This window comes from Pseudomonas syringae group sp. 247E2, from assembly GCF_032587795.1.
Classification (GTDB): domain Bacteria; phylum Pseudomonadota; class Gammaproteobacteria; order Pseudomonadales; family Pseudomonadaceae; genus Aquipseudomonas; species Aquipseudomonas amygdali.
Genome location: NZ_JAWHPK010000025.1, coordinates 85,358 through 105,634 on the forward strand (window position 1 = coordinate 85,358; position 20,277 = coordinate 105,634).

Annotated in this window: 19 protein-coding genes and 1 pseudogene; 12 read left to right on the plus strand and 8 right to left on the minus strand. The window is 56.2% G+C overall.

Going from position 1 to position 20,277, the window contains the following annotated elements; translation table 11 throughout:
- Window positions 1-70: 70 nt before the first annotated feature.
- Complete coding sequence (locus RYC18_RS20830; RefSeq protein ID WP_002552888.1) at window positions 71-658, minus strand: PilZ domain-containing protein; 588 nt, start codon at window positions 656-658, stop codon at window positions 71-73.
- 102 nt (window positions 659-760) lie between these two features.
- Here RYC18_RS20830 and RYC18_RS20835 point away from each other — a divergent pair, with 102 nt between their 5' ends.
- The 4 genes from RYC18_RS20835 to queF all read left to right on the plus strand — a co-directional run bounded on the left by RYC18_RS20835 (window position 761) and on the right by queF (window position 4,984).
- Window positions 761-2,011: a lipoprotein-releasing ABC transporter permease subunit gene (locus RYC18_RS20835; protein ID WP_004659831.1), complete on the plus strand. Its 1,251-nt coding sequence runs from the start codon at window positions 761-763 to the stop codon at window positions 2,009-2,011.
- A gap of 7 nt (window positions 2,012-2,018) precedes the next feature.
- Window positions 2,019-2,702, plus strand: a complete 684-nt coding sequence (gene lolD / locus RYC18_RS20840) for a lipoprotein-releasing ABC transporter ATP-binding protein LolD (RefSeq protein ID WP_011168252.1) — start codon at window positions 2,019-2,021, stop codon at window positions 2,700-2,702.
- Between the two features lie 77 nt (window positions 2,703-2,779).
- On the plus strand, window positions 2,780-4,024 hold the full coding sequence (locus tag RYC18_RS20845; protein ID WP_005744382.1) for a lipoprotein-releasing ABC transporter permease subunit: 1,245 nt from the start codon (window positions 2,780-2,782) through the stop codon (window positions 4,022-4,024).
- Between the two features lie 129 nt (window positions 4,025-4,153).
- Window positions 4,154-4,984, plus strand: coding sequence for an NADPH-dependent 7-cyano-7-deazaguanine reductase QueF (gene queF / locus RYC18_RS20850; RefSeq protein WP_316886691.1), 831 nt, complete (start codon window positions 4,154-4,156; stop codon window positions 4,982-4,984).
- A 255-nt stretch (window positions 4,985-5,239) separates the two neighbouring features.
- Here the strand turns inward: queF and RYC18_RS20855 are convergent, their stop codons facing one another.
- Together RYC18_RS20855 and RYC18_RS20860 are read right to left on the minus strand one after the other, a co-directional pair.
- A complete protein-coding gene (locus tag RYC18_RS20855) occupies window positions 5,240-5,509 on the minus strand; it encodes a DUF4404 family protein (protein ID WP_005744385.1) in 270 nt (89 codons plus the stop codon).
- A 103-nt stretch (window positions 5,510-5,612) separates the two neighbouring features.
- A complete protein-coding gene (locus RYC18_RS20860) occupies window positions 5,613-6,221 on the minus strand; it encodes a hypothetical protein (RefSeq protein ID WP_005744386.1) in 609 nt (202 codons plus the stop codon).
- A 198-nt stretch (window positions 6,222-6,419) separates the two neighbouring features.
- On the opposite strand from RYC18_RS20860, the gene RYC18_RS20865 reads away from it, so the two are divergent.
- A complete protein-coding gene (locus RYC18_RS20865) occupies window positions 6,420-7,121 on the plus strand; it encodes a VacJ family lipoprotein (protein WP_004659844.1) in 702 nt (233 codons plus the stop codon).
- 88 nt (window positions 7,122-7,209) lie between these two features.
- Here RYC18_RS20865 and RYC18_RS20870 read toward each other — a convergent pair whose 3' ends face one another.
- Window positions 7,210-7,509 carry a PilZ domain-containing protein gene (locus tag RYC18_RS20870; protein WP_002552896.1) on the minus strand — a complete coding sequence of 100 codons (300 nt, stop codon included), beginning with the start codon at window positions 7,507-7,509 and terminating at the stop codon, window positions 7,210-7,212.
- A 267-nt stretch (window positions 7,510-7,776) separates the two neighbouring features.
- Here RYC18_RS20870 and rssB point away from each other — a divergent pair, with 267 nt between their 5' ends.
- Window positions 7,777-8,961, plus strand: a complete 1,185-nt coding sequence (gene rssB / locus RYC18_RS20875; RefSeq protein ID WP_002552897.1) for a two-component system response regulator RssB — start codon at window positions 7,777-7,779, stop codon at window positions 8,959-8,961.
- On the plus strand, window positions 8,958-9,443 hold the full coding sequence (rssC, locus tag RYC18_RS20880; RefSeq protein WP_002552898.1) for an anti-sigma factor antagonist RssC: 486 nt from the start codon (window positions 8,958-8,960) through the stop codon (window positions 9,441-9,443). Before rssB ends, rssC begins: the two co-directional genes overlap by 4 nt.
- 85 nt (window positions 9,444-9,528) lie before the next feature.
- On the opposite strand, the gene tal is transcribed toward rssC, so the two are convergent.
- Together tal and RYC18_RS20890 are read right to left on the minus strand one after the other, a co-directional pair.
- Window positions 9,529-10,455: a transaldolase gene (gene tal / locus RYC18_RS20885; protein ID WP_004659848.1), complete on the minus strand. Its 927-nt coding sequence runs from the start codon at window positions 10,453-10,455 to the stop codon at window positions 9,529-9,531.
- A 208-nt stretch (window positions 10,456-10,663) separates the two neighbouring features.
- Window positions 10,664-13,033, minus strand: a complete 2,370-nt coding sequence (locus tag RYC18_RS20890) for a TonB-dependent siderophore receptor (protein WP_316886692.1) — start codon at window positions 13,031-13,033, stop codon at window positions 10,664-10,666.
- A 240-nt stretch (window positions 13,034-13,273) separates the two neighbouring features.
- Between RYC18_RS20890 and RYC18_RS20895 the strand changes: the two genes are divergently transcribed.
- The 4 genes from RYC18_RS20895 (at window position 13,274) to RYC18_RS20910 (ending at window position 16,675) form a co-directional block, all read left to right on the plus strand.
- Window positions 13,274-14,518: a M20/M25/M40 family metallo-hydrolase gene (locus tag RYC18_RS20895; protein ID WP_316886693.1), complete on the plus strand. Its 1,245-nt coding sequence runs from the start codon at window positions 13,274-13,276 to the stop codon at window positions 14,516-14,518.
- 134 nt (window positions 14,519-14,652) lie between these two features.
- Window positions 14,653-15,096: a LexA family protein gene (locus RYC18_RS20900; protein WP_029241055.1), complete on the plus strand. Its 444-nt coding sequence runs from the start codon at window positions 14,653-14,655 to the stop codon at window positions 15,094-15,096.
- Between the two features lie 77 nt (window positions 15,097-15,173).
- Complete coding sequence (locus RYC18_RS20905; protein ID WP_002552903.1) at window positions 15,174-15,413, plus strand: hypothetical protein; 240 nt, start codon at window positions 15,174-15,176, stop codon at window positions 15,411-15,413.
- Window positions 15,414-15,547: 134 nt separating this feature from the next.
- A complete protein-coding gene (locus tag RYC18_RS20910) occupies window positions 15,548-16,675 on the plus strand; it encodes a sensor histidine kinase (RefSeq protein WP_054076441.1) in 1,128 nt (375 codons plus the stop codon).
- A 643-nt stretch (window positions 16,676-17,318) separates the two neighbouring features.
- Here RYC18_RS20910 and RYC18_RS20915 read toward each other — a convergent pair.
- The gene (locus RYC18_RS20915) at window positions 17,319-17,786 is read right to left on the minus strand and encodes a hypothetical protein (RefSeq protein WP_316886694.1); all 468 of its coding nucleotides are present in this window, start codon (window positions 17,784-17,786) and stop codon (window positions 17,319-17,321) included.
- 82 nt (window positions 17,787-17,868) lie between these two features.
- Here RYC18_RS20915 and RYC18_RS20920 point away from each other — a divergent pair.
- Window positions 17,869-18,850 (plus strand): IS5-like element ISPsy2 family transposase gene (locus RYC18_RS20920; RefSeq protein ID WP_316886851.1). Its coding sequence is split into 2 segments (ribosomal slippage): window positions 17,869-18,744 and window positions 18,746-18,850, totalling 981 coding nucleotides; the frame shifts between segments, so codons are not numbered across the junction.
- Window positions 18,851-19,334: 484 nt separating this feature from the next.
- Here RYC18_RS20920 and RYC18_RS20925 read toward each other — a convergent pair.
- Window positions 19,335-19,952 (minus strand): annotated as a pseudogene (locus RYC18_RS20925) (DNA adenine methylase); the annotation flags it as partial.
- Window positions 19,953-20,277: the final 325 nt, after the last annotated feature.

Consider the following 20,277-nt stretch of genomic DNA (forward strand, 5'->3'; position numbering starts at 1 on the left):
TTACTCCTGGCCGTTAAGGCACCCACTGCTGATATGAAAATGATGAGGTGAAAAGAGATATACCGGAAGCTCAATTGCCGGATGGCTGACCCTGTTCAAGGGCCTGGCGTCGATGCTGAGCCTGACGCTGCAACACGTGCCGTGCGAGCAATTGACGTTGAGCGTCCGGCAGGTTGACGAAGTCGGTGCTGATGTCAAAACCACCATCTGCCCGTGCATCGCACTGGCTGACCCTGGCGCGCAGCATCAGACCTGCCGCCTGGGGCATCAGCACCATCTTGATCGACAGCTGTTCGCCCACGGCAAAACCTTGTTGTGAATTGAATTGAATGCCGCCTTCGGACAGTTTTACCGGCTGTGGAGCGCCCAGTTTGCCCAGTGCCGTGTGTGCAACCACTTCGCCCAGCAGGTCGATGCGCTTGCTCAACGACTTGAGAAAACTGTTCAGCACCCGGTCGCGCTCGTCGAGTTGGCGCATCAAATGCTGTGATTCGAACTCGCTGACGTGCAGCTCGCTGAGCAGGTCGAACAGTGTCGACGTGTCCTGCATGGCGTCCTGACTTGCCTGGTCGGCACCAGACAGGGGGTTAATTTCCAGTGCGACGCTGTCGTCGATACGGTAGTATTCGCGGCGTCCTGCTTCATCTAATGTCGACATGGCGAACCCAAGCTAGCGGCGGTGGTCTGAGAGTTTCGAGTGTAAAGCTGCACGTCAAGGCCCGCCACATGGACGTCCTCATTCCTGCGAACAAATTCCTACATGTTCAGACCTCTTTTTGTATTTATCGGTACGCGCTACACACGTGCCAAGCGACGCAACCATTTTGTTTCGTTCATCTCCCTGACGTCCATGATCGGCCTCGCCCTTGGCGTGGTAGTGATGATAGTCGTGTTATCGGTGATGAATGGCTTCGATCACGAAATGCGTACCCGCGTGCTGGGCATGGTGCCGCACGCGACCATCGAATCGGCTGACCCGATCACCGACTGGCGTGGCCTGGCCGCGAAGGTTCAGGAAAACCCGCAGGTGCTGGCCGTTGCGCCATTCACACAAATGCAGGGTTTGCTGACCCACGACGGCAAGGTTCAGAAGGTGCTGCTCAATGGCATCGACCCGGCCGAGGAGCGCAAGGTCTCGATCATTGACCACTTCATCAAGCAGGGCCAGCTCGACAGCCTGTCTCCCGGCAGTTTCGGCATCATGATCGGCGACAAGGCGGCTGCCAAACTGGGCGTCGTGGTCGGCGACAAGCTGACCTTTGTCGCGCCTGAGGTGACTGTCACACCTGCTGGCATGTTCCCGCGCATGAAGCGTTTCGAGGTGACCGGTATCTTTCATGTCGGCGCTGGCGAAATCGACGGCTTTCTGGGGCTGACCAACCTCGATGACCTGGCCCGTCTGCACCGCTGGAAGCCCAATCAGGTGCAGGGCCTGCGGCTCAAGTTCGACGATCTGTTTGCAGCGCCGCGCACTTCGTGGGAAATCGCCCAGAAACTGGGCGAAAACAATTTCTATTCCCGTGACTGGACACGCACCCACGGCAACCTCTATCAGGCCATCCGCATGGAAAAAGCCATGATTGGCCTGTTGCTGTTGCTGATTGTGGCCGTTGCGGCATTCAACATCATTTCCACGCTGGTGATGGTGGTCAATGACAAGAAGGGCGATATCGCCATTTTGCGCACACTGGGCGCGACACCGCGGCAGATCATGGCGATCTTCATGGTGCAGGGCACGGTGATCGGGGTGGTCGGTACGCTGATTGGTGCTGCGCTGGGCATCCTTGCAGCGCTTAACGTCAGTGCTGCCATCGCTGCGCTGGAAGGGCTGATCGGCCACAAGTTTCTCAACGCCGACGTCTATTTCATTGATTACCTGCCTTCGCAACTGATGGCCCAGGACGTATTCCAGGTCTGCGGTGCGGCGTTGGTCCTGAGTTTCCTCGCCACCCTGTATCCCGCCTGGCGTGCTGCGCGCACCCAGCCGGCGGAGGCGTTACGTTATGAGTGAGTCGGGCATGTCTGATAAAGCAGTATTGAGTTGCCGCAACCTGGGTAAATCCTACGAGGAAGGCCCGGAGTCGGTCGTGGTGTTGTCCGGTCTGCAACTGGAGCTGCATCCCGGTGAGCGGGTGGCTATTGTCGGCAGTTCGGGGTCGGGCAAAAGTACTTTGCTCAATCTTCTCGGCGGCCTGGACACACCTTCCGAAGGCAGTGTCTGGCTGGCGGGCGAAGAATTGTCGGCGCTGGGCGAAAAGGCGCGTGGCTTGCTGCGTAACCGGGCATTGGGTTTTGTCTACCAGTTCCACCATTTGCTGCCCGAATTCACGGCGCTGGAAAACGTCTGCATGCCCTTGCTGATCGGTCGGACGGCGATACCCGAGGCCCGTAAACGCTCCACCGCGTTGCTCGAACGTGTCGGCCTAGGCCATCGTCTTGCGCACAAGCCTTCGGAGCTTTCCGGTGGCGAGCGGCAGCGTGTGGCCATTGCTCGTGCGCTGATCAATCAGCCCGGTCTGGTGATGCTTGACGAGCCGACCGGCAACCTCGATCACCACACCGCGCAGGGCATTCAGGACCTGATGCGTGAGTTGAGCACTTCATCGCGTACGGCGTTTCTGATCGTGACCCACGACATGAGCCTCGCCAGGCAGATGGACCGCGTCCTGCGTCTGGAAGACGGCCGCCTCGTCGAGGCCTGATTGACCCGGCCCGGCGCAACTCATCGCGTCGGGTTCTACGTTTTTTATACGGTGTTTTTTCCCACGGTGCTTCGCGAATGTTCAGACCGTTACCCATCTTCATCGGCATGCGCTATACCCGCGCCAAACGCCGCAAAAGCTTCATCTCGTTCATTTCGATGACTTCGATGATCGGGCTGGCACTCGGTGTGCTGGCGATGATCGTGGTGCTGTCGGTCATGAACGGTTTCCAGCGGGAAATGAGTTCGCGAATCCTGGGCATGGTGCCGCATGCGGTTATCGCCGGTGCCACACCGGTGGATGACTGGAAACCGCTGGCCGACGCAGCGTTGAAAAATCCTGAAGTCACCGCTGCTGTACCGTTTACCGACATGGAAGGCATGCTGTCCTACAAGGGCTCGATGCAGCCGATCCAGATCAGCGGCGTTGACCCTGCGCTGGAGCATGAGGTGTCGATCGTCACTCAACACATTACGCGTGGAAGTCTTGAAGACCTGAAGCCGGGCGAATTTGGTGTGGTACTTGGCGATATAACCGCGCGTCGCTTTCGCTTGAGCATCGGCGACAAGCTGACCCTGATCGTACCGGAAGTCAGCAGTGCGCCGGGCGGCATCACGCCGCGCCTGCAACGTCTGACCGTCGTGGGTATTTTCAAGGTCGGTGCCGAGCTGGATGGATCGATGGGCTTGATAAACATTGCCGACGCCGCGCAGATGCAACGCTGGCAACCCAATCAGGTTCAAGGCGTGCGGCTGGCGCTCAAGGACCTGTACAAGGCGCCTCAGGTGTCCACAGCCATTGCTGCCGGTCTGGGTGCCGGGTATCACGCCGATGACTGGACCCACACTCAGGGCAGCCTGTTCAGCGCCATGAAAATGGAAAAGACCATGATCGGCCTTTTGCTGCTGATGATCGTTGCGGTTGCGGCGTTCAACATCATTGCCACGCTGATCATGGTGGTCAATGACAAGGGCGCGGACATCGCCATTCTGCGTACCATCGGCGCCACGCCCCGGCAAATCATGGCGATCTTCATGGTCCAGGGCACGGTGATCGGTATTGTAGGCACCCTGATCGGCGGCGTGCTGGGCATTATTGCCGCGCTGAACGTCAGCAGTCTGGTCGGTTGGGTCGAGCGGGTCAGTGGTCAGCACATCTTCAGTTCCGACGTGTACTTCATCAGCAACCTGCCTTCCCAATTGCAGGGCGGCGATGTGCTGCTGATCTGCAGTGCCGGGTTTATCCTGAGCTTTCTGGCCACGATCTACCCAGCCTGGCGCGCCGCGCAGATCCAGCCTGCGCATGCATTGCGTTATGAGTGATCAGAACCGAGTGTCCTCGCCGAGGCCGCATTGCGGCCCGCGACGGCTGCGGGCTGAAGCGGATTTTCGCTGAAAGCCCGTCGCAAACGCTATAAACTCGCCGCGTTAATTCATGATCCAGGTATCGCCATGCATCCCGCAGCCGAACACTCGCCGCTGGGCAAGTCCAGTGAGTACATCGCCACCTATACGCCTTCTCTGTTGTTCCCGATCCCCCGTGCTGCAAAGTGGGCCGAGCTTGGGCTGACGGCTCAGACGCTGCCTTATCTGGGTGTCGATTTCTGGAATTGTTACGAGTTGTCCTGGTTGCTGCCATCCGGCAAGCCGGTGGTGGCCATTGCCGAGTTCAGCATTCCGGCCGATTCGCCGAACATCATCGAATCGAAGTCCTTCAAGCTGTACCTCAACTCGTTGAATCAGACCGCCTTCGCTACCGTTGAGCAGGTGCAGACAACCCTCGAACAGGATCTGTCAACTGCGGCCGGAAAGCCGGTTGGCGTGCGCATTCGCAGCCTGAGCGACATTGAGGGGGAGGGTGTGGCGACTATGCCGGGCGTTTGCATCGACGATCTGGATATCACGGTCAGTAGCTACGATCGCCCTCAGCCAGAGCTGCTGCGCTGCGATGAGTCGCAAATTATCGAAGAAAGCGTGCACAGTCATTTGCTCAAATCGAACTGTCCGGTTACCAGTCAGCCCGACTGGGGCAGTGTGGTGGTCGAGTATCGCGGGGCGGCGCTGGATCACAGCAGCCTGCTGGCTTACATCGTCAGCTTCCGCCAGCATTCGGACTTTCACGAGCAGTGTGTGGAAAGAATCTTCCTCGACCTGCAGCGTTTGCTCAAACCGGAAAAACTGACGGTTTACGCACGCTACGTGCGCCGCGGTGGTCTGGATATCAACCCGTATCGCAGCACAGAAACGCTGGACGTGAACAATCGCAGGCTGGCGCGGCAGTAGTATCATCTGGTGCTCAGGGCGTGGACGCAGAGCGTCCGCAACGGCATTTCCACGCGGAGCGTGTGGAACGATAGTTGTCTGTGTCCATCAGTGCCGATGCAGCGCGTCGTTACCCACTGACTGATATTTCCAGGTTCAGGATTATCGTGCCGACGCTCCGCGTCGGCATGCGTTGGGTGACGCTCTGCGTCACAACTCTACGCCTCACAATGCATCAGCGGCCGGACGCAGAGCCAGCAGAGCGGCATTCCCTAATCAGACTCCGATATTGCCCAGCGTCTGCACGATGTTGCGCAAGGTGCCAGCGATGGTCGGATGCTCCAGCTCGAAACGCTCGACGGCCAGGTTCACGCCGTCAGCCAGACTGCTGTCCTGTTCATGGGTGGCGTGTTCCAGCTGAATTTTAGTTTCAATTTGTTGCATGAGTTCGTGCAGGTTTTCCCGCTCAGACTCCGAAAGCGGGGGGTTATGCTCCAGTTGCTCGCGCAGGGTGTTGAGTTGTTCTTGCAGTTCGCGGGCGGGCATGACGTGCTCCTTGATTGATAAGTCTGTCTCATGGACTTCGCCGAAGAGCTAAAGGTCCATGATCACTCCAGACTAATCCAGTCAGTGCCTGGCTGCATGTGTATCAGGGTTTTTCACCTTTGCTGCGGCGTAATGCGATATCGGCCAGGCAGGACTCCAGATCGCCAAGGTGATCAATGACCGAGTGTACTCCCAGCGAATAGAGTTTGAGCGTGGCCTGCGCGCGTCGCTGCTCGCGTTCGGCGTCACTCAGTGCCTGCCATTGCGAAGGCGAAAGTCCGCACAGTGGCCCGCAAGACGCCAGGCCAATGGTCCACAGCCCGGCATTCAGCCCTGACTGTAGCAAGCGCGGGTCGCCGCTGATCAGCACGCAGCCATCCAGCTGGCTGACCTTCAGGGCCATCAGCGCCATCCAGCAAGCATCCGGGGCGGGCCATTTGGCGGTTGGGCGAGGGGCGGGAATCATCCAGTCACTTACTGGCTCAGCCAGAGTAGCGCTGACGGTTTCAGGCAGCTCGTCAAGCCAGGCGCAAGGCATTCCCTGATCACGTAGAGTTCGCAGAATATCCGTTGCGCCAGGTGTGAGCTGTGTGTGCTCATGGCCTGGTGCAAGCGAGGTCGCGGCCTGTGCACCGAAGTCCACCAGACAGCCGCTAAGGCCGAACAGCAGGGCGGGGAAGGTTGGCAGAGGCGTGAGGACCGGCGCGAGCATGAGGAACTCTCTGAAATATCCAGAAACGCTACCGGTATTTTGTGACACTTCGATGAATGTGCGATGACGGGGTTTATCCGGAACCCTTTGCTGACAGACCTGCCTTATTCATGACAGAAGGCTTTATACTCCCTGTCCTAGCGTGTGGGGCGTAGCACCCGCGTCATTATTTCGATATCTCGATCAGGAGTGTCAGCTATGCCCGTGACCGGTGCAGGCTTTATCAAGCGTTTGCTGCAATTGTCCCTCTGTGCCGGCATTGCGCTGGTGCCGGTAGCCGTTCAGGCCGCCGAAGATGACCCGTGGGAAGGCATCAACCGCTCCATTTTCAGCTTCAACGATACCCTCGACGCTTATACGCTCAAGCCGCTGGCTAAGGGTTATCAGTACATCGCGCCACAATTTGTCGAAGACGGTATCCATAACTTCTTCAACAACATCGGCGATGTCGGCAACCTGGCGAACAACGTGCTGCAAGCCAAGCCTGAAGCGGCCGGTGTCGACACTGCGCGCCTGATCGTCAACACCACGTTCGGGCTGCTGGGTTTCATTGACGTGGGTACCCGCATGGGCCTGCAACGCAACGATGAAGATTTTGGCCAGACACTGGGCTACTGGGGTGTGCCGAGCGGCCCGTTCGTGGTGATTCCGCTGCTGGGTCCAAGCACCGTGCGTGATGCCTTCGCCAAATACCCGGACACCTACACGTCTCCGTACCGCTACATCGATCATGTGCCGACCCGTAACACGGCGCTGGGCGTCAACCTCATCGATACGCGTGCCAGCCTGCTGTCTGCCGAGCGTATGGTCAGCGGTGATCGTTACACGTTCATCCGTAACGCTTACCTGCAGAACCGCGAGTTCAAGGTCAAGGACGGAAAGGTCGAAGACGATTTTTAATCGACACTTTACCTCTGCGTGAATCAATAAAGGCGACCCTGGGTCGCCTTTATTATTTTTTGAAAGTGTGAAGTAATTCCGCCTGCAGTCAGCGCATCGAGACGATGGAAAGCCCCAGTTTCTGTCCGCCGCCTTCTTCGTCATTGACCCACACCACCTCGGTTTCGGCCTCAAGTCCCTTGAGCGCAGGATGATCAGAGTCGATGCTCACGCTAAGCTTGTCCCCGACCTGGAATGAGCGTGGTGCCTGGACCTGCATGCCTGAGCTGGAAAGGTCAATGCATACGGCGGGAATCACCTGGCCCGCGTGGATCAGGTTGACGTCTGCTTCGACGCGCATGCGGATGTAATCCCGCTTTTCCTCGTAGTTGCGATCATTTCCACTCATGTACAGTCCTTCGTTTTAGTTGCTGATTTGTGAGTTCTTATAACTCCGGGTGATTTGCGATGTAAAGAGCGCAAAGTGAGGATAGGAGCATGCTTGAAACACCCGTCGGATGGGAGTACCGTCTGCGCCTTGAAGGGCACCTCTGAGACACGCCACGCACATCCAGTTGTCGCGTGTTATTACGGAGAGGCTAGAAGCGAATCCAGTAAGCTGGTTCCGGAAACACCGGGCCGCCTACGCCAACCTGATCTGGCGCCGTTTGCCCCCATGCCAAAAACCAGTGCCAAGCTGCTGATTATCGATGACGACGACGTAGTGCGCGCGAGCCTTGCCGCCTACCTTGAAGACAGTGGCTTCAGCGTTCTGCAAGCGAGTAATGGCTTGCAGGGAATTCAGATGTTCGAGCAAGAGAACCCCGATCTGGTGGTCTGCGATCTACGCATGCCTCAGATGGGCGGTCTTGAGCTGATCCGTCAGGTCACCGCCATTGCTCCGCAGACGCCTGTCATCGTTGTATCCGGTGCGGGCGTTATGAGCGATGCGGTAGAGGCCTTGCGCCTCGGCGCTGCCGATTATCTGATCAAGCCCCTTGAAGATCTTGCCGTGCTGGAGCATTCAGTGCGTCGGGCGCTGGACAGGGCTCGTCTTCTCACTGAAAACCAGGTCTACCGCGAAAAGCTGGAAAAGGCCAATCGCGAACTCGAAGCCAGTCTTCACCTGTTGCAGGAAGATCAGGATGCCGGTCGGCAAGTGCAGATGAACATGTTGCCGATCACCCCGTGGTCGATTGACGAATTCAAGTTTGCGCATCAGATCATTCCGTCGTTGTACCTGTCCGGCGATTTTGTCGATTACTTCAGGGTCGACGAACGGCGTGTTGCCTTCTACCTGGCAGATGTTTCAGGTCACGGTGCGTCATCGGCATTCATCACGGTGCTGCTGAAGTTCATGACCACGCGGCTGCTGTTTGAGTCCAGGCGCGGCGGAACGCTGCCGGAATTCAAACCGTCTGATGTGCTGGGGCATATCAACCGCGGGCTTATCAGTTGCAAGCTGGGCAAGCACGTTACGATGGTCGGCGGTGTTATTGATGAAGAGTCAGGTAAACTGACGTATGCCGTGGGTGGTCATCTGCCACTGCCGGTGTTGTATTCCGAAGGGCAGGCGCGGTATCTGGAAGGCCGCGGGCTTCCGGTCGGTTTGTTTAACGAAGCGACCTATCAGGATCACGAAATCGACCTGCCAGCATCCTTCAGTCTGACCATGTTGTCTGATGGCATACTGGATCTGTTGCCCGGTGATACACTCAAAGAGAAAGAAGCCGTCCTTCCCGAGTTGGTCAAGACGGCTGGCGGCAGCCTGGATGGCTTGCAGCGGGTTTTTGAATTGGCAACGCTAGGGGAGATGCCGGATGATATCGCCTTGTTAGTGTTAAGCAGGAATCTTGAATGAGTACCGGTAGAATCCAGTTCGCCGAGCAGGAAGGCACCTTCGTTCTCAAGTTCGTGGGTGAAGTGCGGTTGACGCTGTGTTCGGCCCTGGATGCGACTATCGAGCGTATCTTCACTGCGTTGAATTTCTCGGCGGTGGTCATCGATCTTACCGAGACGCGCAGCATTGACAGCACAACGCTTGGCTTGCTGGCCAAACTTTCGATCCTGTCGCGCCAGAAGGTCGGACTGTTGCCGACTCTCGTGACCACTCACGAGGACATCACGCGCCTGTTGCAGTCGATGGGCTTTGATCAGGTGTTCAACATCGTTGACCGGCCCCTGCCGCGGCCTGAGAGCCTGACTGACCTGCCTTCGCAGGATCAGTGCGAGGAAGTGGTCAAGGCCAAGGTACTTGAGGCGCACAAGATCCTCATGGGCCTTAACGACTCGAATCGTGAAGCATTCCATGATCTGGTCAATGCACTGGAAGGTCAGCGCTAGGCACCATTGGCGTCTGTCCTTCTGATCACTGAACGACAGGCAGCAAAAAGGGCGACACCCGTTAAGGTGTCGCCCTTTTTCGTTATCAGGCTTTTGCGGAGAGCAGCGCTTCCAGCTTTTCCTGATCGCGAGCGAACTGACGAATGCCTTCAGCCAGTTTTTCAGTGGCCATGGCATCTTCATTGGAGGCCCAGCGGAACTGGCTCTCGGTCAGGCTCTGACGAGCCTCACCGGCATTGCCCGGTGCAAGCTTGCGTTCCAGCGTACCGGTATCTTCAGCCAGTTTCTTGAGCAGGTCGGTGCTGATGGTCAGGCGATCACAGCCCGCCAGCTGTTCGATCTGGTTCAGATTGCGGAAGCTTGCCCCCATGACCACGGTCTTGAAGTCGTTGGCCTTGTAATAGTTGTAGATGCGCGTCACGGACTGCACACCCGGATCCTCTGCGCCTACGTAGTCGGTGCCTGAAGATTTCTTGTACCAGTCGTAGATACGGCCCACGAACGGCGAAATCAGGAACACGCCAGCCTCGGCACAGGCAATTGCCTGGGCGAAGGAGAACAGCAACGTCAGATTGGTCTGAATGCCGTCCTTCTCTAGCTTCTCAGCGGCACGGATACCTTCCCACGTGGCTGCCAGCTTGATCAGCACCCGATCACGTTTGATGCCGGCGGCATCGTAAAGGCCGATCAAGCGCTCGCTGCGCTCGATCAAGGCATTGGTGTCGAAAGAGAGGCGTGCGTCGACTTCAGTGGATACGCGGCCCGGGACGACCTTGAGAATTTCCTGACCAATGGCGACTGCAAAGCGGTCGCAGGCCAGGCCGATGTCACCCTTGGCACCGCTGAATGCGTCGGCGAGCATCTGAGCGTTGTTTACGTCGGATGCGGCCTTGAGCAGCAGCGAAGGGTTGGTGGTCGCGTCCTCTGGTTCGAGGCTTTTGATTGCGCCGAAGTCGCCGGTGTCAGCAACAACGGTAGTGAATTTCTTGAGTTGATCCAGCTTGGAAGTCATGAGCGTGCTCTGTCCTGTGCGGTTGGATGACATTACCCGAGCGCTGCCGACCACTCAAGGCCGCAGCGTTTCCTGCTGCCGATGATAGGCCCTGAGGGACGGCATTGTCGTGAATACCTTTGTCGAGACTGTTTTTGAGCCTCGCACGCACTGCTTGTTCCCTTGATGTGAATTTAACGGCTATCAGGTAGCTTGCAGCGTGCAAGAGTCAGAGCGACCACTTCAGCGAGACCATCAGGTTGCGCGGGTCACCGTAAACGCCGCTACCGGTCGCCAAGGGAATGCCCTGCCAGTATTTTTCGTCGAATACGTTGTTGAGGTTGACCCGCGCGTCCCAGTGCTCGTCGAAGCGGTAGCCTGCCATCAGTCCCACAACCGCATAGGCCTCCTGCTCGGAGTGACCGGTGCCGACCCGGTTGTACGTCTCGCTTTGCGCCAGAACGTCGGCACCCACGCGCCATTTGTTCAGGTTGCCGGGCAGGTGATAGGACGTTGCTGCCTTGAACAGATGTTTCGGTTGATTGGGCGCAAACAGGTCGCCCTTGTCATTGGTCCGGTCCTTGACGTACTGGCTTAGCACCAGTGTGTAGGAGGCCGACGCTTGCCAGTCAGGTGTCAGTTGGCCGCTGATTTCTGCGTCGATCCCTCGGCTGCGCACTTCACCGGCTGCTTCGTAGCAGACGCGATTCTGCTGCTGGCAAGTGACTGGCGGATTGACGATGGCGTACGCGCGGTTTTCCTGGGTCATGTCGAAGACTGCCAGCGATGCGTTCAGACCACCGTCGAAGTATTCGCCTTTCAGGCCGATTTCGTAACTTTCGCCCGTCATCGGGTCCAGCACGCCGCCTCCCACGTCCAGCTGGTTCTGCGGCTTGAAGATCTCGGTATAGCTTGCGTAGGCCGAGTAGGTATCGTTCAGGTCATAGACGATGCCGGCATAAGGCGTGACCTCGCGAATGACTTTGTAGTCACCATTGCTGGCCGAACGATTCTGATAGTCGTACCAGCTTACCCGGCTGCCGACGATAACGTGCATTGGATCAATCGGGTTGAAACGTGCGGCGGCGTAGACGCCTTCCTCGGTGGCGGTGTTCTGATTGACGTAAGCGGTACGCGTGGCAGGGTCCGGTTTTGCAATGAGATTGGGGTTGAAGGTGTAGATATCGACCGGTGTGGAGCCGTAAAAGCCGCCTTTCTGGTCAAACTTTTCTTCGCGCCGACTGACGCCGAGCATCAGCTCGTGCTGCCGGCCAAACAGCTGGAATGGACCGGACAGCGAACCATCCAGACTGGTCTGCACGTCTGTGGTGTCGTACTCGCCAGCCGCCTGGCCGTAACCGGTGCCACTGGCGGTCAGGTAGTTGGAGTACATGTCGGATTCAGCCCAGATTCTGGTCGCCGCCAGTTTGCTGCTCCAGCCGTTGTCGAAGCGATGAGTCAGGTCCGTGAAAACACTGACGTTTTCCCTGTCCCAATACGCCCAGTCGTTACTGAGGAAGGTGGAACGTGGCAGGTGAAGGTTTTCACCGTTAGGGCCGGATGGCAGGCTGCCCCAGTCCGACGTTGCATCATCGCGCTGCTTCGAGGCCCCGATGGTCCAGGTGGTCGACTCGTTAAGGTCGGCTTCCAGAACGCCATAGAACGTCTGACGCTCTTTATCGCGCTCATCGACAAAACTGTTGCCCGTTTCATAGGCTGCCACCACCCGGCCACGTAACGTACCGGAATCGTTGAGCCTGTTCGACGCGTCCACCTCGGTACGGTAGCGGTCCCAGCTCCCGGCGCTGGTGGTCACGCTGACTTGCGGGGTAGCAGTAGGGCGCTTGCGAATCAGATTCAGTGTCGCCGAGGGGCTGCCTGCACCGGTCATCAGCCCCGTAGCGCCGCGTACCACTTCAACGCGGTCGTACAAGGCCAGGTCAGCACCGGAGATGGTGTCCAGTGTAAAGGTGCTGACGATGGTCGGCAGACCGTCATACATCAGGTTGTCGATGGTAAAGCCGCGCGCCAGAAACTGCTGACGGTCCGAGCCGAATTTGCGCAGTGTCACGCCGGGTGCATATTTGACGACATCATTGAGGTCGTTCATGCCCTGATCTTCAATTCGCTGGCGAGTGATCACGCTTACCGACTGCGGCGTCTCGCGAATCGAAAGGGGCAACCCGGTCGCGCTGCTCATCGAGCCCGTGGTGTACGAACCGCTGCCTTCTGTGGCGGCCATTCCTGCAATGCCCGCCTGAGCGCTGATGTCCACGTTGCCCAGCGTCATCGAGCCACCGCTCGATGGCTGGAACACCCTCACAGCATTGCCCTGTACCTGCGTATCTAGGCCGCTGCCCAACAGTAGCTGATTCAATGCCTGAGCCGGTTCCAGGCTGCCGCTAATGGCTGGAGCCTGCTTGCTTGCAATCAATTTGTCATCCACTGATATCTGCATACCGCTCGCTTGGCTCAGCTGTGCGAGCGATCTGGAAAGCGCCTGTGCAGGCAGATCGAGTTGAACGGGACTGGCCAGAGCGGCGGCCGACAGACCGAGAGTCACAAGGCTGGCCAACGAAGGTAGAAGCGGACGAAGCATTGGGGTAATTCCTGCAGGAACTGGGACGTGGCGGGACACCTGGATGATGATGTGCTGGCTGGCAGGTCGTGACAGACGGCAGCGGAGGGCGAGACTAACAAATTTTTCACATTTTATTAAATGCTAATCACTATCAGTTACATTCTCATACATATTTGTCTGATGAGACTCGCTTGTGGCGTCGAGCAGTGCATTGGGGTAAAGATGCTGTTCAACTCGCGATGATCTGAAGGAACCAGCATGCATTCACGACGTTTCCCCATCACTGCCGCAATCGGCTTTTCATTGTTTTCCATGGGCGTCATCGCCGCCGAGCTGCCATCTGATCTGTTACTGAAAAAAGCCCAGGCCGAACAACAGTCCTACCTCAAAACCGTCCGGCAACTCGTGGATATCGATACGGGCACTGGTCAGGCACCCGGACTGAAAACAGTCAGCGCGATGCTGGTGGAGCGTCTCAAGGCATTGGGTGCCGAAGTTTCCACCACGCCGGCAGACCCTTCTGCGGGTGACAACATCGTCGGCAGGTTCAAAGGTAATGGCAGCCGGTCCTTTCTGTTGATGGTCCACTACGACACAGTCTTCGGGCCGGGCACTGCCGCGAAACGCCCGTTCAGGCTCGACGGCGAACGCGCCTATGGCCCCGGTGTGGCAGATGCGAAGGGCGGTGTTGCGATGATTCTGCATTCGCTGCAACTGCTGCAGGACCAGAATTTCAAGGATTTCGGCACGCTCACCGTGCTTTTCAACCCGGACGAGGAGACCGGCTCCAGCGGGTCGAAGAAAGTCATAGCCGAACTCGCTCGCCAGCATGACTACGTGTTTTCCTATGAGCCGCCTGACAAAGACGCCGTGACTGTCGCCACCAATGGCATCAATGGCTTGCTCCTCGACGTCAAAGGCAAGTCGTCACACGCAGGCTCGGCCCCTGAAGCCGGGCGCAACGCGGCCATCGAGCTGGCGCACCAACTGCTGCAGCTCAAGGACCTTGGCGATCCGGGCAAGGGTACGACCGTCAACTGGACGCTTGTCAAAGGCGGTGAGAAGCGCAACATCATCCCGTCCAGCGCTTCGGCCGAGGCGGACATGCGCTACTCCGATCTGAGCGAGAGCGACAGGGTGCTCGCTGACGGTCAGCGGATTGTGAAGAAAACCCTCGTTGATGGCACCGAAGTGACCTTGCGCATGGAGAAAGGCCGTCCGCCACTGGCCAGGAACCCTGGTTCCGAGCAACTGGCGAAAACCGCGCAGGCGCTCTATGAAAAAATAGGTCGCAGTATCGAGCCGATCGCCATGCGCTTCGGCACCGATGCGGGCTACGCCTACGTACCGGGCAGCGCAAAGCCTGCCGTGCTGGAAACCATGGGCGTTGTCGGGGCCGGCTTGCATGCGGACGATGAGTACATCGAACTGTCGAGCATCGCGCCCAGGCTTTACCTGACAGTGGCGCTGATTACCCGGTTGTCGCAAGACAAAGCGCCGTGACAGTACGCGAGCATTGACCGTGCATCGGGTTGAGTCCACACCATTTGTCGATGTGTCAGGTCGTGGAGATTGACCTGGCCCCTGATAAACGATTAACTGTATATGTATACAGTTAATCATAAAAGGCTCGTCCCATGAGTGTCACATTCCTTGGCCCCTTGTCGGCAGGGGGCATCAAGCTCCCTTTGCTATCCTTGTCATCCGTCGGTTCCAGGTCGCCAGTGGTCGAGAAGCATGTCTCTATCGCAGAGCTTTGTGAGGTCCGTGAGCCGCACGTTTATCTGGCCAGGGTCGAGGATGAGGGGATGCAGGGAGGCGGCATGCGCACCGGTGACATGCTGGTTGTCGACCGCAGTCAGTACGCCGAGCACGGTGACATCGTCGTCGCATCACTCAACGCAAGGCAGATGTGTCGGCGTTTGCACATGCGTGGCGACGTCGTGATCCTCAAGTCCGAACACCCGGACTATCCACCACTGCATGTCACTGACCATGACGACCTGATCATTCTGGGTGTGGTGACCTACAGCCTGAAAAACCTTCTTGAAGGGCGCACCGCCTCTTCAGCTCATCGATGAGCGGGCTCATGGCCTTGCATTGCACGCTTCACCGTGATCTGCTGCCGACCCTATGGTTTAACCCGGAAATTGAGCGAATGCAGGAACAACTTGACCAGTTACGGCTCCCCAAGGCTGTCCAGGGGGCTATCAGTGATCTGGTAAGAGCGCTCGAGGCAACTAGCACCCGCGCTGACGTGGAGGCCGAAGGGGCGTTGCAGATCGAATACATTCACGGTCTTGAGACAAGCAGAAAACTGCGTCCCGCCGATGCCGAGGCGCTCTACATCATTTTTGACGACGCAGTTCAGGCTCGTTTACAAGCGCTTTCCGATTAGCTCCGGGCCTCGATATTTTCCTGGTCTGCGTGAAATTCATTTAACAAATGTATCCGTCTTTTTGATCGGAATTGGTGTTTAACTCGCCCCACGAATCTGCAATTCGCGGGGTTCATTTTCGGGTTTTAATTGCTATGCGGTTATCGGGCTTCATCCTTGAGAACATCGAGCCTATTGTACTGGAGTGGACCGACTTCGCGCGCACCATGTCCACGCTCGGCGAGCCTCTGGATACCAAGGAGCTCAGAGATCACGCCGAGCAGATGCTTCGAGCCATTGCCACCGATTTGAGGACTGATCAGTCATCGCAGCAACAGGTCGAAAAATCTCAGGGCCAGGTCGTATCGCAAGAAGAGACCGCTGCGAAAAGCCATGCGATCACTCGTTTGATGTCAGGTTTCACCATTGATCAGGTGGTCTCCGAGTTTCGAGCGTTACGCGCGAGCGTGATAAAACAATGGATGATGCGCGCGACCTCGGACACCCAGCAGCAGATGGAGGACATGATCCGCTTCAACGAAGCAATAGATCAGGCTCTCGCGGAATCCATCTCCAGCTATACCGGTGCGGTTCAGGCCTCGCGCAATATCTTTCTGGGTATCCTCGGGCACGACTTGCGCACACCGTTAAGTGCCATATTGCTGGGTGCAGACGTGCTGTTGCGTACCAATGACCTGGGCGCGCGGCCGACCAAGGTGGCATCAAGGATCTACTCAAGCGTGAAACGAGCCAATCAGATCGTTGGCGATCTGCTCGACTTCACACGGTCACAGATCGGTCCCGGCATTCCGTTGAAAAAGACTCAGACAGACATCCAGCCCGTCTGTGCTCGCATCGTTGACGAATCGCGTACGGTCAATCCAGAGGCAGATATTCACCTGACCTCTAACGATCCGGTCATTGGCAATTTTGATGGTGATCGCCTGGAGCAGGTCTTCTCGAACCTCATTGGCAATGCCATACAACACGGCAACAGCCGCGACCCTGTTGAGGTAACGCTGGCAGCGTCTGACGGCACGCTTCAGTTCACCGTGCACAACACAGGCAGTCCAATTCCCGAAGACGTGCTTCCTTTTATCTTCAACCCGATGGATCGCTACTCGCCCGAGAAAATGACTGACAACGGTCCCTACTCAAGCCTTGGGCTTGGCTTGTTCATCGTCGCCAAGATCGTCGATGCCCATGGCGGGCGTATTGAAGTGACGTCAAAAGCGGATCTGGGAACTACGTTTGCTGTGTTTATTCCGTTGAATGCGGAGTGAGCCCTCGACAGATGGAGTGCGCTTACCGTGTTAGTTACCACCTGTGCAGTTTTGCAAAGCCAGGTGTTCTCCAAGCCAAATAAGTGTAACAACCTCACTCAACGAATACTCATGCGCTCCAAGCAGATAGTCTGTCCTGGCTGTGACGATAAAATAGGCATTAGGCGCATGGACTGCCTAACTGGCAGCACGCTTCCCTCACACCACGCATTGGGCATGACGAATAACTCATCGCGTTCATGTGGTTTTCTGAATGCTTGAGTAGTGTTCATGGCGACTCCCTGAGAGCGCAATGTGAGTACCTTTCACAATGGGCAGGATTAAAAAGTTGAAGGGAATTACAAAGGTTGAGCAGGCAAAAGGCAGCGCATATGAAATGCTTTTATTCACTTTGTCGTACGTGCGTCGGCTGATGAGAAGAATGGTTTCTGCCGACTTGTTTTTTGCTTCCTGTGCCACTGCCTTAATGGTAGCTGCCTTCCAAGTGCTTACTACTCCAGCGGCGCGTCTGTGCGTGAAGGTCCTTGTATGGACCCACACGCTACGGCGATGCAAATGCGCCATTTTTTATTCGTCGTCTTTCAATGAGCGTCTTTCAGATGCCTATTCGTCGCGCCACTGAAGCTTTCGTGGCAAGCATGACTCAGTATTTCAAACGACTGCCCAATGTGATCGGGTTTTTATTGTCGATATTTTTTTCCGCAGCTGCCAAAAAATCATGAACTATGGAAAGCGCACCGCTAAACATTAACGTCATGATGATATAACCAATAACCTCGACGTGCTGGTTAGGCAAAAGTTGAACGGTGTTTTTAAACAAAACGACTGCGTAAAAGCCCATGAGTGCGCCCAGTCCTGTCCTTAGCATTGTCAAAAAGCTTGCGCCAACTTCTGCAAAAACCTTGTAGATGAATCGGAATCTTTCCACCGCGGCGTCTGACCTAAAACGCAGCACGAATTTTAAAGCGCACACCAAAAAGTAGGGGATTAAAAGTATGAAATAATGCTTTATCAATACTTCGGGTGCCAAGAGCATAGAGAAGGCATCTTCAATTTCTTTTTCCGTGCTTGAATACTCCAGAAAGGGAATGGTTCCAAGCAGAAAACCCACGATGAGCTCTGTTGGGGAAACTCTGAAAAAGACTTCCTGATTTGGCAAAATCTCCGGACACCAGTCGCCGAGCTTTTCGATGATGAAACAGATGACCTTCGCCGACGCCGAGTATGCCGGCAAGCGCAAGCAGACCCGTAAGGAATTGTTCCTGATCGAGATGGATCAGGTGGTGCCCTGGAAAGGTTTGATTGCCCTGATTGAGCCCTATTATCCAAAAGGAGAAGGTGGCCGGCCCGCCTACCCACTGATGGCGATGCTGCGTGTTCATCTGATGCAGAACTGGTTCGGCTACAGCGATCCGGCGATGGAAGAAGCGCTGTATGAGACGACCATCCTGCGTCAGTTTTCAGGCCTGAGCCTGGAGCGAATTCCAGACGAAACCACCATTCTCAACTTCCGTCGTCTGCTGGAAAAGCACGAGTTGGCGACCGGGATTCTCGGCGTCATTAATGGTTATCTGGGCGACCGTGGCTTGTCGTTGCGTCAAGGCACCATCGTCGATGCCACGCTGATCCACGCGCCCAGTTTGACCAAGAGCAAGGATGGCAAACGCGATCCTGAGATGCATCAAACCAAGAAAGGTAACCAGTACTATTTCGGCGCCAAGGCTCACATCGGCGCCGACGACGAGTCAGGCCTGGTGCACAGCGTGGTAGTAACAGCGGCCAATGTGGCAGACGTCACGCAGGTTGCCAAACTGCTACACGGCGAGGAAAACGTAGTCTGCGCCGACGCAGGTTACACCGGGGTTGAGAAGCGCGAAGAACATGCTGGGCGCAAGGTCATTTGGCAGATTGCCGCCCGCCGCAGCACTTACAAAAAGCACGGAAAACGCAGTGTTTTGTACAAGGCGATCCGCAAAATCGAGAAGGCCAAGGCTCAGGTTCGCGCCAAGGTCGAGCATCCGTTTCGGGTCATCAAACGCCAGTTTGGCTATGAAAAAGTGCGCTTTCGGGGGCTTGGCCAAGAACACCGCGCAGATGGTGACGTTGTTCGCCCTGTCAAACCTGTGGATGGCCCGCCGACATTTGTTGGCGAGCGCAGGAGAGGTGCGCGTGTAATGCAGGAAATGGTTACCGCAAAAGGCTTTGCAGCGGCCGAAAGAGCTGAAAAGCGAAGATAATTGAGCAAATTTCGACATGCATCGTTTTTTGAAAAGTGCTGAGGACTCGGTAGCCGGAAAACATCCGGCTACTTCAGACCTTCCCTAAAGCGTATTGAACTGATCCAGTACCCCACGTTAGCCTCTCCGCAGCGACCGGCTGCGAAGCCATGAAAAGATCACCCATGAATTCGCCTAGCTGACGAATGTGAAGCGACAACAACTCCACCACTGCTTGAGGGGTTACCAGTATTGCATAGAGTATAAAAATCAATAAAAACATTGGCTTAACAGTTTCGCGAACACACTCAAATCCCAAAAACTCGCACAGTGGTACAGCTTGGTATGAGCCTAGAACTCAGCCTACGGCTTCCTGCCGATCACAACTACGCCTTAAACTGTAATGGCCAAGTAATACCTGATACCCACTTCTACACCGTTGGTCAGAACAAACCACCTAAAGCTTTCGGCTCCCAATTCATGATAACTAGTTCGCCTACCACATCGGTCCGTCCCCGCCGCTGGTTTGAGGAGGTGTACCTAATGTCAACCGTTTCAAAATGAAATTCTTCGAATACTCTGCGTATGTCAGGGTGATCGTTGATGCTGACCATCACTTTCCCTTTGCACGTCCGCATGAAATCAGCCATCCGCTCATAATTCTCGAAAGGATAGTCAACACCGTACCCTGCCGTTTGCCAGTAAGGCGGGTCCATGTAATGAAACGTTTGAGGCCGGTCGTAGCGCTCGGCGCACTCAAGCCACGGAAGGTTTTCCACGTACGTACCTGACAAACGCTGCCAGGCTGCGGAAAGGTTTTCCTCGATCCGCAGCAGATTGATTGCTGGACCCGTCGTTGCAGTCCCGAAAGTCTGCCCGCTGACCTTCCCTGCAAAGGCGTGGTGCTGCAGGTAGAAGAACCGAGCGGCGCGCTGGATGTCGGTGAGGGTTTCGGGGCGGGTCATCTTCTGCCACTCAAATACCTGGCGCGAGCTGAGTGCCCATTTGAACTGACGGACGAATTCTTCAAGGTGGTTTTGGACGACGCGATACAGCGTCACCTTAGGGAAAGAGGACGCTAAAGAAGGGAAGCGTGTCACTCATCCAGATTTTGCTATGCGTCGGCAAATGATGAGCCAGAGCTACCAAAAGGCTCGTTCAGCTCCGGACGCTCAAATGCTACTAAAAAGAAAATATGACCAAAATCTATAGGTAGTGCCATTTACTTTTTGTCTCTGTAAGTAATATGCTTTCCGAAATATTGAATGTCAAAAAAACCTTTGATGTTCTCGGGCTGCTGCGCTTTAGGTGCGAGCTCTGTAGCTTCTTGTTTTATGGCTTGGTATTTGGAAATGTTTTAGGCTGATTGCAGTTTGATAGTTGCTT

What these genes read in the sequence shown, in the direction of transcription:
- RYC18_RS20830 (WP_002552888.1), bottom strand. Translation starts at nt 658, where the DNA reads ATGTCGACATTAGATGAAGCAGGACGCCGCGAATACTACCGTATCGAC.
- RYC18_RS20835 (WP_004659831.1), top strand. Translation starts at nt 761, where the DNA reads ATGTTCAGACCTCTTTTTGTATTTATCGGTACGCGCTACACACGTGCC.
- lolD (WP_011168252.1), top strand. Translation starts at nt 2,019, where the DNA reads ATGTCTGATAAAGCAGTATTGAGTTGCCGCAACCTGGGTAAATCCTAC.
- RYC18_RS20845 (WP_005744382.1), top strand. Translation starts at nt 2,780, where the DNA reads ATGTTCAGACCGTTACCCATCTTCATCGGCATGCGCTATACCCGCGCC.
- queF (WP_316886691.1), top strand. Translation starts at nt 4,154, where the DNA reads ATGCATCCCGCAGCCGAACACTCGCCGCTGGGCAAGTCCAGTGAGTAC.
- RYC18_RS20855 (WP_005744385.1), bottom strand. Translation starts at nt 5,509, where the DNA reads ATGCCCGCCCGCGAACTGCAAGAACAACTCAACACCCTGCGCGAGCAA.
- RYC18_RS20860 (WP_005744386.1), bottom strand. Translation starts at nt 6,221, where the DNA reads ATGCTCGCGCCGGTCCTCACGCCTCTGCCAACCTTCCCCGCCCTGCTG.
- RYC18_RS20865 (WP_004659844.1), top strand. Translation starts at nt 6,420, where the DNA reads ATGCCCGTGACCGGTGCAGGCTTTATCAAGCGTTTGCTGCAATTGTCC.
- RYC18_RS20870 (WP_002552896.1), bottom strand. Translation starts at nt 7,509, where the DNA reads ATGAGTGGAAATGATCGCAACTACGAGGAAAAGCGGGATTACATCCGC.
- rssB (WP_002552897.1), top strand. Translation starts at nt 7,777, where the DNA reads ATGCCAAAAACCAGTGCCAAGCTGCTGATTATCGATGACGACGACGTA.
- rssC (WP_002552898.1), top strand. Translation starts at nt 8,958, where the DNA reads ATGAGTACCGGTAGAATCCAGTTCGCCGAGCAGGAAGGCACCTTCGTT.
- tal (WP_004659848.1), bottom strand. Translation starts at nt 10,455, where the DNA reads ATGACTTCCAAGCTGGATCAACTCAAGAAATTCACTACCGTTGTTGCT.
- RYC18_RS20890 (WP_316886692.1), bottom strand. Translation starts at nt 13,033, where the DNA reads ATGCTTCGTCCGCTTCTACCTTCGTTGGCCAGCCTTGTGACTCTCGGT.
- RYC18_RS20895 (WP_316886693.1), top strand. Translation starts at nt 13,274, where the DNA reads ATGCATTCACGACGTTTCCCCATCACTGCCGCAATCGGCTTTTCATTG.
- RYC18_RS20900 (WP_029241055.1), top strand. Translation starts at nt 14,653, where the DNA reads ATGAGTGTCACATTCCTTGGCCCCTTGTCGGCAGGGGGCATCAAGCTC.
- RYC18_RS20905 (WP_002552903.1), top strand. Translation starts at nt 15,174, where the DNA reads ATGCAGGAACAACTTGACCAGTTACGGCTCCCCAAGGCTGTCCAGGGG.
- RYC18_RS20910 (WP_054076441.1), top strand. Translation starts at nt 15,548, where the DNA reads ATGCGGTTATCGGGCTTCATCCTTGAGAACATCGAGCCTATTGTACTG.